At 63.3% G+C, this 12835-nt stretch carries 12 protein-coding genes; 4 read left to right on the forward strand and 8 right to left on the reverse strand.

Annotated features, from left to right (window positions below; genetic code table 11):
• Nucleotides 1–188: 188 nt before the first annotated feature.
• Nucleotides 189–2963 (reverse strand): aconitate hydratase AcnA, encoded by a 2775-nt coding sequence (acnA, locus tag J2X53_RS09775; protein WP_349037288.1) that lies wholly within the window; start codon nt 2961–2963, stop codon nt 189–191.
• Between the two features lie 248 nt (nt 2964–3211).
• Between acnA and J2X53_RS09780 the strand changes: the two genes are divergently transcribed.
• Nucleotides 3212–3910, forward strand: a complete 699-nt coding sequence (locus tag J2X53_RS09780) for a DUF1223 domain-containing protein (protein WP_349037289.1) — start codon at nt 3212–3214, stop codon at nt 3908–3910.
• 18 nt (nt 3911–3928) lie between these two features.
• Here J2X53_RS09780 and J2X53_RS09785 read toward each other — a convergent pair whose 3' ends face one another.
• The 5 genes from J2X53_RS09785 to purB form a co-directional block, all read right to left on the reverse strand.
• Nucleotides 3929–4825 (reverse strand): lysophospholipid acyltransferase family protein, encoded by an 897-nt coding sequence (locus J2X53_RS09785; RefSeq protein WP_349037290.1) that lies wholly within the window; start codon nt 4823–4825, stop codon nt 3929–3931.
• Between the two features lie 10 nt (nt 4826–4835).
• A complete protein-coding gene (locus J2X53_RS09790; RefSeq protein WP_349037291.1) occupies nt 4836–5720 on the reverse strand; it encodes a DMT family transporter in 885 nt (294 codons plus the stop codon).
• Between the two features lie 62 nt (nt 5721–5782).
• Nucleotides 5783–6865: a FliG C-terminal domain-containing protein gene (locus J2X53_RS09795; protein ID WP_349037292.1), complete on the reverse strand. Its 1083-nt coding sequence runs from the start codon at nt 6863–6865 to the stop codon at nt 5783–5785.
• An 80-nt stretch (nt 6866–6945) separates the two neighbouring features.
• A complete protein-coding gene (locus J2X53_RS09800) occupies nt 6946–7107 on the reverse strand; it encodes a hypothetical protein (RefSeq protein WP_349037293.1) in 162 nt (53 codons plus the stop codon).
• A gap of 106 nt (nt 7108–7213) precedes the next feature.
• Nucleotides 7214–8518, reverse strand: coding sequence for an adenylosuccinate lyase (gene purB, locus J2X53_RS09805; RefSeq protein WP_349037294.1), 1305 nt, complete (start codon nt 8516–8518; stop codon nt 7214–7216).
• Nucleotides 8519–8596: 78 nt separating this feature from the next.
• Between purB and J2X53_RS09810 the strand changes: the two genes are divergently transcribed.
• Nucleotides 8597–8938, forward strand: a complete 342-nt coding sequence (locus J2X53_RS09810; protein ID WP_349037295.1) for a hypothetical protein — start codon at nt 8597–8599, stop codon at nt 8936–8938.
• Here the strand turns inward: J2X53_RS09810 and J2X53_RS09815 are convergent.
• A complete protein-coding gene (locus tag J2X53_RS09815) occupies nt 8933–9376 on the reverse strand; it encodes a GNAT family N-acetyltransferase (protein WP_349037296.1) in 444 nt (147 codons plus the stop codon). The genes J2X53_RS09810 and J2X53_RS09815 overlap by 6 nt on opposite strands.
• 117 nt (nt 9377–9493) lie before the next feature.
• The gene (locus J2X53_RS09820; protein WP_349037297.1) at nt 9494–10864 is read right to left on the reverse strand and encodes a M20/M25/M40 family metallo-hydrolase; all 1371 of its coding nucleotides are present in this window, start codon (nt 10862–10864) and stop codon (nt 9494–9496) included.
• A 132-nt stretch (nt 10865–10996) separates the two neighbouring features.
• Here J2X53_RS09820 and J2X53_RS09825 point away from each other — a divergent pair, with 132 nt between their 5' ends.
• Entirely contained in the window at nt 10997–11410 is a 414-nt protein-coding gene (locus J2X53_RS09825) for a hypothetical protein (protein ID WP_349037298.1), read from the forward strand.
• Between the two features lie 187 nt (nt 11411–11597).
• Nucleotides 11598–12827 (forward strand): 5-aminolevulinate synthase, encoded by a 1230-nt coding sequence (hemA, locus tag J2X53_RS09830; protein WP_349037299.1) that lies wholly within the window; start codon nt 11598–11600, stop codon nt 12825–12827.
• Nucleotides 12828–12835 lie beyond the last annotated feature (8 nt).

The raw sequence follows: 12835 nt of genomic DNA on the forward strand, positions 1-12835 counted from the left end.
GACAGCAAGGGGCAGATTGCCGGAAAGGTCTGAACAAGAGCTTTAGATTTCTGGTGTGACACGCCCCCCTCCCTCTCCCTCCCTCACGAGGGGGGAGGGAAGCGCCGGACCTGACCAGGGGCTTTGGCCGCATATGGAAAAGGCCCGGACCTTGCGGTCCGGGCCTTGGCTTTGCGGTGTCGGGGCGATCAGGCCTTGGCGAGATCGCGCAGCACGTAGTGCAGCACGCCGCCGTGTTCGACGTATTCAATCTCGATTTCGGTGTCGATCCGGCACTTGAGCTGAATGGTTTTCTCGGTGCCATCGGCATAGCGGATGGTGCAGGGCACCAAGCTCAGCGGTTTCAGATCGCCGTCGAGACCGTGGATCGAGACCACCTCATCACCGGTGAGGTTCAGCGACTTGCGCGAGGCACCTTCGGTGAACTCGAACGGGATCACGCCCATGCCGACGAGGTTGGAGCGGTGGATCCGCTCGAACGACTCGGCGATCACGGCCTTGACGCCCAGCAGCGCGGTGCCCTTTGCCGCCCAGTCGCGGCTGGAGCCTGCGCCATATTCGACGCCGCCAAAGATCACCAGCGGAGTGCCGGTTTCCTGATACGCCATCGAGGCATCATAGATGCTGGTCTGTGCGCCATCCGGGCCTTTGGTGTAGCCGCCTTCAACCCCGTCGAGCATCTCGTTCTTGATGCGGATATTGGCAAAGGTGCCGCGCATCATCACTTCGTGGTTGCCGCGACGCGAGCCGTAGGAGTTATACTCGGATGTCGGAACCTGACGCTCTGTCAGATACTTGCCAGCAGGCGTTGATCCTTTGAACGACCCCGCAGGCGAGATGTGGTCGGTGGTGATCATGTCGCCGAGCAGGGCCAGTACCCGGGCGCCGTCGATGTTGCTGATCACGCCCGGCGTTTTCGACATGCCTTTGAAATAGGGCGGGTTCTGGATGTAGGTCGAGGTCGGAGGCCAGTCGTAGGTTTCTGAATCGGTGACCTTGACCGACTGCCATTTCTCGTCGCCCTTGAACACATCGGCGTACTTCTTCTGGAACGCCTCACGCGTGACCACCGCATGCACGATGTCGGCGATTTCCTTGTTGGTCGGCCAGATGTCTTTCAGATACACCGGGTTGCCGTCGGTGCTGGTGCCGAGCGGTTCCGTGGTCAGGTCGATGTTCATGTCACCGGCCAGGGCGTAGGCGACGACCAGCGGCGGTGAGGCCAGGTAGTTGGCGCGCACGTCCGGGCTGATCCGGCCTTCAAAGTTGCGGTTGCCCGACAGGACCGAGGTGGCCACAAGGTCACCGTCGTTGATCGCCTTGGAGATTTCGGGCGCGAGCGGGCCGGAGTTGCCGATGCAGGTGGTGCAGCCGTAGCCGACAAGGTTGAAGCCGACGGCGTCGAGGTCTTCCTGCAGGCCAGCGGCGTTCAGATATTCCGACACGACCTGCGATCCGGGGGCGAGCGAGGTTTTCACCCATGGCTTGCGGTTCAGACCCAGCGCACGCGCCTTGCGGGCCACCAGACCGGCACCGATCAACACATAGGGGTTCGAGGTGTTGGTGCACGACGTGATCGACGCGATCACGACCGAACCGTCACGCAAGCTGTAATCCTGACCCTCAACCTTGGCGGTCGACATGCCAAGGTGATCGCCCGGAATGTCTTCGGGGGCCGGGGCAGGCGCGCCGCCTTCGGCGGTCATTTCGGCTTTTTCGGTTTTCGGCACAGCCGGCGCTTTGCGCATGCCACGGATATACTCGCCAAAGGCCGAAGCGGCCGAGGTCAGCGGCAGGTAATCCTGCGGGCGTTTCGGGCCGGAAATCGCCGGTACGATGGTGCCCATGTCGAGCTCCAGCGTGCTGGTGTAGATCGGGTTGTAATCTGGCCCGCGCCACATGCCGTTGGCTTTCGCATAGGCCTCGACCAGATCAATCCGCGATTCTTCGCGCCCGGTCTGACGCAGGTAGCGCAGGGTTTCGTCGTCGATCGGGAAAAAGCCGCAGGTCGCGCCATATTCCGGGGCCATGTTGGCGATGGTGGCACGGTCGGCCAGCGGCAGGCGGTCAAGGCCGTCGCCGTAGAATTCGACAAACTTGCTGACAACGCCGTGTTTGCGCAGCATCTGCACGACCTTGAGCACCAGATCGGTGGCGGTGGTGCCTTCCATCATCTGGCCGGTCAGCTTGAAGCCAACGACTTCGGGGATCAGCATCGAAACCGGTTGACCCAGCATCGCGGCCTCGGCCTCGATCCCGCCCACACCCCAGCCCAGAACGGCAAGGCCGTTGACCATGGTGGTGTGGCTGTCGGTGCCGACCAGCGTGTCGGGATAGGCCACGAGATTGCCGTCCTGATCGGTGTCGGTCCAGACGGTCTGCGCCAGATATTCCAGGTTGACCTGATGGCAGATCCCGGTGCCCGGCGGAACAACACGGAAGTTGCTGAACGCGTTCTGGCCCCATTTCAGGAAGACATACCGCTCCATGTTCCGCTCATATTCACGGTCGACGTTGGCCTGAAACGCGCGCGGGGTGCCGAATTCGTCGATCATCACCGAATGGTCGATGACCAGATCGACCGGGTTCAGCGGGTTGATCTTTTGCGCATCGCCGCCAAGGCCAAGGATGCCGTCGCGCATCGCGGCAAGGTCAACCACCGCGGGAACGCCGGTGAAATCCTGCATCAGAACGCGGGCGGGGCGATAGGCGATCTCACGCGGGTTCTGGCCACCTAGTTTGCCCCAGTCGGAAAACGCCTTGATGTCATCGACCGAGATGGTTTTGCCATCTTCAAACCGGAGCATGTTTTCCAGCACGACTTTCAGTGCGGCCGGGAGTCTGGAGAATTCGCCCAGACCTGCCGCCTCGGCGGCGGGGATCGAATAATAGCTGACGGTCTGGCCGCCTGCTGTCAGGGTCTTGCGGGTTTTCTGGCTGTCATGTCCGACGGTGACGGTCATTTTGGGCCTCTTGGCTATGAAGAAGGGAATGGCTTAAGGTCGTATCCGGCGGGGTGCGCCGGGGAATCGCTGGCTTTGTATACAATTGTATGCCAAGAATCCAGCCCTCGTTTCAGCGAAGTTGTGACGAATGTGCCATGATCCGGGGTGGGATGGAAATTCACCTTACCCTCGCAAAACCTTGATTGGCGGGTCATCATCCGCGTCTGTAGAACGATAGGGCAAGTTTGGGGATGACAGAAGTGACGATGCGACATTTGGTCAGCGCGACTTTCGGGCTCTGGATCGGCGTTTCAGGGACGGCAGGGGCGCAGACATCGCCTGTTGTGGTGGAACTGTACACGTCGCAGGGGTGTTCGTCCTGCCCGCCCGCCGATGAATTCATGGTGGAACTGGTCAAAAGCCCTGATGTGATCGCGCTGTCCTTGCATGTCGATTACTGGGATTACATTGGCTGGAGCGATACCTTTGCCAGCCCGCAGTATACCCAGCGCCAGAAAGCCTATGCCAAGGCTGTTGGCAGCCGGATGATCTATACGCCGCAGATGATCGTCGGCGGGCTGGACCGGGTGCAGGGCAATGATCCGGTTCAGGTGGCGGAAGCGGTCCGCCGGCATCAGGCGCAGGTCAGCCCGGTCACCTTGACCGTGACCCGCGACGGCGACCGCATCGTGATCCGGGCCGAGGCAGAGCCGCCCCTGACCAAAACGGCGCGGATTCAGGTGATCCGCTACCTGCCCGAAGCCACGGTGGCGATTGGCCGGGGCGAGAATGAGGGGCGCGAGGTGACCTATAGCAATATCGTCACCGACTGGCAGGCGGTTGCCGACTGGCCGGGGCTTGCCCCGTTCGAGATGACCGCCGAGGTGGCAGGCCCTGATCCGGTGGTGGTGATCGTGCAGACCGAAGGCCCCGCCGATGTGCTGGCGGCGGCGCAGGTCAAATAGCACGCTGAGGGGCGGGCCTCAGGGCTTCCAGCGGCGGTGAATCCAGAACCATTGCTCAGGATATTGCCGGATCAGCCGTTCCAGATTGTCATTCAGCGCCTGCGTCATGATCTCGGGTGTCGAGGGCGGGATTGGCGGATCAACCACGATCTGAAACGACAGGCCATCGGGCTGACGGATGGCATAGGTCGGGATCAGCATCGCATCGTATTTCAGCGCCATATCGGCGGCCGACAGCGCGGTCAGCGCCTCTTTGCCGAAAAACGTCAGTTTCACACCCTTTTGCATGCGCTGATCGGGCAGGATGCCCAGCATGCCACCGCCGCGCAGGTGCTTGAGCATCTGCCCCATGCCCTGACGCCCGCGTTCAAAGATCGGCTGGCCGATGGTGCCGATGGCCTGAACGTAATGATCGTTGAACCACGGATTTGACATCGGGCGGTAGAGCGCGCCCAGCGAATAGCCGCGCGCGATCAGCGCGGCGCGTACCGCATCGTAATTGCCGAAATGCCCGGTGGCGAGGATGACCGGGCGTTTGGCGGCATGCGCCGCCTCCAGCGCGGCGACGCCGTCGCCGGTCAAGGGCAGCTCGGTGGTGCGGGCGATGAACTCGGCCCCCGAATAGATCTCGATCACGGTGCGGCCGATGTTTTCGGGCACGCGCGCGACCATGCGGTCGATCTGCGCGGCCGGCAGGTCGGGCAGGGTCAGGGCAAGGTTGTCGCGGATCCGCTGCGGCCAGCCCGCCAGCGGGGCGACGATTCGCGCCATGACCCAGCCGCAGAGTGGCACGCGCCAGCGATAGGGCAGGGCAAGCAGCAGCCAGATCACCGTGCGGATGGCGCGGTCGGTCAGCCACTGGCCCCAGGTGCCGGTTTTCTGGGGGGCCGCTTGAGGGGTGTCAGTGTCGGTCATGCGTCCTGCGTCAGCGCGGTCTGGATGCACCATGCACCCGGGTTTCGCGATGCCAGACATAAAGACCCGCCACCACGATCACAAGCGCACCGATGATGGTCGGCAGATCCGGCACCTCGTTGTACAGAACATAACCCCAGCCGGTGGCAAAGATCAGCCCGACATAGGCAAAGGGCGCGACGCTGCCCGCCTCGGCCAGGGTAAAGGCGCGGATCAGCGCCAGTTGTGCCGCACTGCCCAGAATGCCGATCAGCGCAAACTGCGGCCAGTCGGCCATGGCGACCGGCACCCAGACAAAGGGCAGGGTGAGCGTGGTCACGGCCATGCCGAACAGGGCGGCAAGCAGCATCGGGGTCCAGGCGGTTTCCAGCGGGCCAAGCCGGCGGGTCAGCAGCGCGTTGACCGAATAGAACGCCGCTGCCGCCAGCGGCAGCAGCGCGGCGGGGGTAAAGACCGACAGGCCGGGGCGGATGATGATCAAGGCACCGATCAGCGCCGCCACCACACCCGCCAGACGGCGCGGCCCCAGACGTTCGCCCAGAAACAGCGCCGCGCCAAGGGTGATCAGCACCGGGTTCAGGTCAGAAAGTGCCGTCGCTTCGGCCAGCCCGATGTGGGGCAGGGCCGAGAAAAAGCAGGCGATGGCCCCCAGCTGGCAAGCAGAGCGGATCAGATGCAGCCCCGGCCATTGGGTGCGCAGCATCACCGGCAGGCGCGGGCCCAGCAGAGCCGCCACGATCAGCACTTGCCCGGCAAAGCGCGCCCAAACCACCTGTGGCACCGGATAGCGCGCGATCAGCCCCTTGGCTGCCGCATCCATCGCGGCAAAGCAGAAAATGGCCAGCATCATCAACAGGATGCCGCTTTTGGTGTCTTTGGGGGTCGGCAGGGTCATGAGGCATCCTTTGGCGCGGACGCTACCCTGCGGGGCGGGGGTTCACAAGATGGCGGGTGGCATCAATCCTCCTCGCGGTTCATGACGATTTCCCCCGCGCCCTCCAGCTGGCGGATGGTGGTGACAATGGCGGTCATCGCCTCTTCGGCGTCTTTTTCCTTGACCTTGCCACGGATCGCCATTTCTTCGCGCAACGATTGCGCCATGCGTTGCGACATGTTGGCCAGAATGAATTCAACCGCCGGGGCCTGTTTCGGATGGTTCTGCGCTGAGGTAAAGGCGGTGACCAATACGGCAGCATCGACCATGCGCACAATTTTCGGAATGTCGCGCGGCATGATGCGGGCGGGGATATGGGCAAAGGTAAAGATCGCCTTGCGCACCTGTTCGGCGAAATCGGCATCTTCGGCATCCAGCCCGAGCAGCACGTCATCCCGGGTCGCGGCGGTCGAGACGTTGAGGATCGCGCCCACCCGTTCCACCGGCCCCGCATCAAAGGCGCGGGCGGGCTGCGCATCCAGCTGGGTGGCCAGTGACACCCCGATGCGGCGCACGGTTTCGGGATCGACATGGCCGGTCATTGACACCGCATAGGCCACGCGCCGCGCCTTTTCCCCCGGCAGGCGGCCCAGCAGTTCGGCGGCCTTTGGCACCGGCAGTTTCGACAGCATGACGGCGGCGACCTCAATACTTTCCGCCTCCAGCACGGGCAGGATACGGTCGGTGGGCAGGTTGGTCAGCCTGTCCCACGGGTCCGCCTTGCCAGAGGCCCCGGCAAGGCGACGCAACCGGCTGGCTGCGGTGGCGCTGATATGACCATCCATCATGGTCAGCGCGCCGTCGATTCCGCCGGGAAACGACAGCCCCACCTCTTCAAGCTCCGTCAGAAACTCCTCGACCACCTGCGCCAGCGTGTTGCGGTCAACCAGACGCATCTGACCGATCTGTTCGGTCAGCGCCGCCTGCATGTGGTCGGGCAGTGAGGCCACCGGCATCGACCCGCCCTCAGACAGCATCAGCCGTACGATGATCGCCGCCTTTTCCCGCGAGGTGGGCGGGCGGCGTGCGCCTGGTGGGCCGCCAAGCGATACCGCGCGCTGGACCGGTGTGATGCGCGCCAGTGCATGGCCATATTCATCCGACATCCGATTCCCCGTTCTGGACAGTCTGCACAGGCAGGGTGTCACGCCGGGGTTAAGGACGGATTACATCCGGACGGCGGGTTTCAGGTCGTGGGGGTCAGGGTGCATTCGCCCTTGGCCTGATCCCAGCTCATGCCATCCGCGCAGGAGGAGGCGGTGATCTCTTTGTGGCCGGAGCAATAGGCCATCGACATTGACGGCAGCAGCATGAGTGCAATGACGGCGGTGGTGATCCTGGTCTTCATCGGTCGTCCTTCCCATGGGTGTTGAGTGAACCCCAAAGGTAGCACGGATTTTGCCGCAGCAAGCCGGTTTCCGGCGAGGGGCAGGCCCCCGCCGGTCACGCTTTCGTTATGCGCCGAAAACCCGGGCAAAGATCGTGTCGACATGCTTGGTGTGATAGCCAAGGTCGAACTTTTCCTCGATCTGCGCAGGCGTCAGGGCCGCCAGAACCTCGGCGTCTTTCAGCAATTCTGTTTTGAAATCAGCGCCTTGTTCCCAGACCTTCATGGCGTTTCTCTGCACCAGACGATAGCTGTCTTCACGCGACACGCCCGCTTGGGTCAGCGCCAGCAGCACCCGCTGGCTCATCACCAGACCGCGGAACTTGTTCATGTTCCGCATCATGTTTTCCGGATAAACCACCAGTTTCTCGACCACATTTGCCAAACGGTGCAGGGCGAAGTCCAGCGTGATCGTGGCATCCGGCCCGATCGCACGTTCCACGCTCGAATGGCTGATGTCGCGCTCATGCCACAGCGCCACGTTTTCCATCGCGGGGACCACGGCCATGCGGACCAGACGCGCCAGCCCGGTCAGGTTCTCGGTCAGGACCGGGTTGCGCTTGTGCGGCATCGCCGAGCTCCCCTTTTGACCGGGCGAGAAAAACTCTTCCGCTTCCAGCACTTCGGTCCGCTGCATGTGGCGGAATTCGGTGGCGATATTCTCGATGCTGGAGGCGATCACCCCCAGCGTGGCAAAGAACATCGCATGCCGGTCGCGCGGGATGACTTGCGTGGAAATCGGCTCGGGCGTCAGGCCCAACTGGGCGCAGACATGCTCTTCGACGCGCGGGTCGATGTTGGCAAAGGTGCCGACAGCACCCGAAATCGCGCCGGTGGCGACTTCGGCCCGGGCATTGACCAGTCGGGCGCGGCCGCGCGCGATTTCGGCATAAAACCGCGCAAAGGTCAGGCCCATGGTGGTGGGTTCGGCATGGATGCCATGGCTGCGACCGATGCGGACGGTATCCTTGTGCTCCAGCGCGCGGGTTTTCAGCGCGGCCAGCACCCGGTCGACACCCGCCAGCAGCAGATCGGCGGCGCGCACCAGCTGTACGTTCAGCGTGGTGTCGAGCACGTCGGAACTGGTCATGCCCTGATGCACAAAACGCGCGTCATCCGCGCCGATATGTTCGGCCAGATGGGTCAGAAAGGCGATGACATCATGTTTGGTGACCGCCTCGATCTCGTCAATCCGGGCGACATCGAATTCGACATCGCGGGCCTTCCAGACCGCTTCGGCATTGGCTTTCGGGATCACGCCAAGCTCTGCCATGGCGTCGCAGGCATGGGCCTCGATCTCGAACCAGATGCGGAATTTCGTGGCGGGCGACCAGAGGGCCACCATCTCGGGGCGGGAATAACGCGGGATCATCACGAACCTATCATTGGAAAGGGGGCGCGCGGCCCCCTTAGACTGCGCGCGTGCGTGACGCAAGGCAAAGGGGCTTGGATGCGGCTATTCGTGATGCTGTTGATGGTCTGGCCGGGTCTGGCGCTGGCCGAGTCGGGGGCGCCGCCGGGCGGGTGGCAAACCCTGTCGGGAGGGCAGATCGCCGATGCGCTGACCTCACGCGTGCTGGTGTTTCCCGAAGGGGTTGCGCAATACTTCCTTGACGATGGCCGCACCATCCGCGCCGGGGGCTGGGGCGAGTGGCGCGTGGATGGGGACCGCTATTGCGAAAGCTGGTCCGGAAAACGCCCGATCTGTGCCGAGGTTGACAGCGACGGCGATGATCTGCGCTTTCGCGAAGACAGCGGCTTTGTCCGCTCCGGGCGCTATGGCGATCTATAACGCCAGACGATAGCGGATATGGCCGTCTTCCTGACAATAGCTGTCGTAAAGCTGGCGCGCTTGCGCGTTGTCACGGTTGGTGTGCCAGTAAAGCCGGTGCCAGCCGGCCTGCTTGCCCAAGGCGATCAGATCCTCGATCAGCGCCCGGCCCACACCGCGCCCGCGCGCCTCGGCTGACACAAACAGGTCTTCCAGATAGACATCATCAGCCACCACCCAGGTCGAGCAATGCGGGTGGTGAATGGCAAAGCCAAGCGCGGTTTCCCCGTCAAACGCCATGCGGCACTGCATCCGGTGCGCAGGATCAAGGATCCGCGCCCAGGTCGCCGCCGTGATGTCGGGCGCAAGGTCGACCTCGTAAAACGTCAGATACGCCTGCCACAGCCCGCGCCAGGCCGCCTCGTCTTCCGCCGCCGCGCCCCGGATAAGTACACTCACTGCCTTCGCCCCTTTATCTTGGCAAAAATATCCTCGGGGTAGCCAATTGGTTTCGCCATTGGTCCGAGAAACCAATTGGCTGGGGGGGCAGACAGCCCCCCGGCCGTTCCGCCAAAACTACGCCAGCCGGTCCAGCACCCGCGCCCAGGAGCGGATGCCCTTGTGGAACGACTCCAGATCATATTTCTCGTTCGGGCTGTGGATCTGGTCATCGTCGCGGCCAAAGCCGATCAGCATCGCGTCCATGCCCAGATAGGTCTTGAAATAGCCCGCGATCGGGATCGAGCCGCCGCAGCCGACAAAGGCGGCGGGTTTGCCCCATTCGTCGGTCAGGGCCTGACGCGCGGCGTCGAAGGCCGGGGCAGTGACCGACATCACGCCCGCCGGGCTGTTGCCGTGGTCGTGGAAGGTCACGGTGCAATCGGCGGGCAATTGCTCTTGCACCCAGGCGCGGAAGTGGCGGCGCAGCGCGTCGGGGTCCTGGCCTGCGACCAGACGGAACGAGACCTTGGCATGGGCCTGTGCCGGCAGCACGGTCTTGAAGCCCTGTCCGGTGTAGCCGCCCCAGATGCCGTTGATCTCGGCGGTCGGGCGCGACCACAGCATTTCCAGCGGGGTGCGGTCCTGCTCGCCTGCCGGGGCTGAGAGGCCGACATCGCCCAGGAATTTGCCGTGATCAAACGACAGCGCCTGCCATTGGGCGCGGATCGCGTCGGGCAGCTCCTGTACGCCGTCGTAGAACTGCGGCACCGTGACCCGGCCCTGATCGTCGTGCAATCCGCCCAGGATGCGGGTCAGCACCCGGATCGGGTTGATCGCAGCGCCGCCATACATGCCCGAATGCAGGTCTTTGTCGGGGCCGTGGATCGTGATTTCCTCGCCCAAAAGGCCCCGCAGCATGGTGACAATGGCGGGGGTGTCATCTTCAAACATGCCGGTGTCGCAGATCAGCGCGATGTCGGCGGTCAGCTCGGCCGCGTTTTCCTGCATGAAGGGGATCAGGCTGGGCGAGCCGGATTCTTCCTCGCCTTCGAGAAAAATCGTGAGCTTGCCGGGCAGGGTGCCATGCACGGCCTTCCAGGCGCGGCAGGCCTCGATAAAGGTCATCAGCTGACCCTTGTCATCGGCGGACCCACGGGCGCGGATCACCCGGCCTTTGGCGGTGTCCTGCACCTCGGGGTCGAACGGGTCGCGGTCCCACAACTCCAGCGGATCAACCGGCTGCACATCGTAATGGCCGTAGAACAGCAGGTGTTTGTCCCCCTCGCCGCCATGCGCCACCACCATCGGATGCCCCGGCGTCGGGCGGCTGGAGGCGTCAAAACCCAGCGACCTGAGCTCTTCCACCAGCCAGTCGGCGGCACGGGCACAGTCGGCCTTGTACGCCGGATCGGTGGAGATTGACGGGATGCGGAGCAGATCGAGCAGCCGGTCGAGCGACTGGTCCAGATCGGTGTCGATACGGGCGAGGACTGTGTCCAGAGACATGATTTCTTTCGCTTCTCTACAGAAAGTGAACGGATGACCGACCGTAACAGGATGCAAGGCACTGTCCAGAGGGGCGGGGTTGGGTTAAATCCCGGCAAAGATTGACGATGCCGGAAGGCCAAAGGAGGACTTATGGGCAAGACAGCCATGAAGACAGCGGGCGTTCTGGCAGCGGCGATCGCCGCCCTGGCCGGGGCCGCACAGGCGCAGACGGTGCCGGTCGAGACCGGGGTGAATGGCGGATCGGCGGTCAGCCTGCATCTGCACCCGTTCCTGACGCCGGAAGAGGTGTCGACGCTGCGGCTGGTGGCCTCGAATGATCAGGCGCTGTCGCTGTTCGTGACCAGCCGGACCGGGCATGCCGCGCTGGCCGTGTCGCCGGACGAAGGCTTTGTGCGGGACGGATCCGCAGTGCCCTCTGCCGTAGCTCTGGGCGATCTGCCCGATGCAGAGGCGGCGCGGACGGCAGCTCTGGCGGCCTGTGACGGCGCGCGCAAGGCGCAAACGCCTTGTGTTGTGGTGCTGGAAGTCGCACCCTCGCAATAACCGCAGGCATGAGGTGCCGGTGCATGCAGGCGGAGCGGGAAGGGGCGTCAAATTGACCTGTTTCCAAATCCTGTGTTTTTGATGCATGTCAAGGCAGCCCGCCCCAGTCTTGCCTGATATAAGGGCAAGACCTGCATGCAATTCTCTCCCGCAGTCTGACGCGCGGGGGTGTTACGGAGAAGACCCGATGCGTTATGATGCCGCCCTCGACACTGCCCTGCAACGCTTGCACGATGAAGGCCGCTACCGCACCTTTATCGACATCGAGCGGCAGAACGGCCAGTTTCCGCATGCGGTCTGGACCCGTCCCGATGGCAGCAAGAAAGATATCACCGTCTGGTGCGGCAATGATTACCTTGGCATGGGGCAGCATCCGGTGGTGCTGAAAGCGATGCACGAGGCGCTGGAAGCGACGGGGGCCGGATCAGGCGGCACCCGCAACATCTCGGGCACCACGGTCTATCACAACCGGCTGGAGGCGGAGCTGGCCGATCTGCATCGCAAAGAGGCGGCGCTGGTGTTCACCAGTGCCTATATCGCCAATGATGCGACGCTGTCGACGCTGCGCCAGATTTTCCCCGGGCTGATCATCTATTCCGACGCTTTGAACCATGCGAGCATGATCGAAGGGGTGCGGCGTGGCGGCGGGCTGAAGCGGATATTCCGGCATAATGATGTGGCGCATCTGCGCGAGTTGCTGGCGGCGGATGACCCGGACGCACCCAAGCTGATCGCCTTCGAATCGATCTATTCGATGGACGGCGATTTCGGCCCGATTGCCGAAATCTGCGATCTGGCAGAAGAGTATGGCGCGCTGACCTATCTGGACGAAGTGCATGCCGTGGGCATGTACGGGCCGCGCGGCGCAGGGGTGGCCGAACGCGATCACCAGATGCACCGGGTGGACATCATCAACGCCACTTTGGCCAAGGCTTTCGGGGTGTTTGGCGGCTATATTGCTGCAAGTGCAAAGATGGTGGATGCGGTGCGTTCCTATGCGCCGGGGTTCATTTTCACCACCTCCCTGCCGCCCGCCGTGGCCGCCGGGGCGGCGGCCAGTGTGGCGTTTTTAAAGACCGCTGAGGGCCAGAAACTGCGCGATCTGCAGCAGGCCTATGCCAGCACGCTCAAGATGCGGCTCAAGGGGCTGGGCCTGCCGATCATTGATTGCGGGTCGCATATTGTGCCTGTGCATGTCGGCAACCCCACCCATTGCAAGATGCTGTCTGACATGCTGCTGGATCAGTTCGGCGTGTATGTGCAGCCGATCAACTATCCGACCGTGCCGCGCGGCACCGAACGGCTGCGCCTGACGCCATCGCCGGTGCATGATTTCGGGCAGATTGATGCCCTTGTCAGGGCGATGGATCAGCTCTGGGGACATTGTGCGCTGAATCGCGCCGAGCTGTCAGCCTGAACGGCTTC

Source organism: Pseudotabrizicola sp. 4114, assembly GCF_031457365.1.
Lineage (GTDB): Bacteria > Pseudomonadota > Alphaproteobacteria > Rhodobacterales > Rhodobacteraceae > Pseudotabrizicola.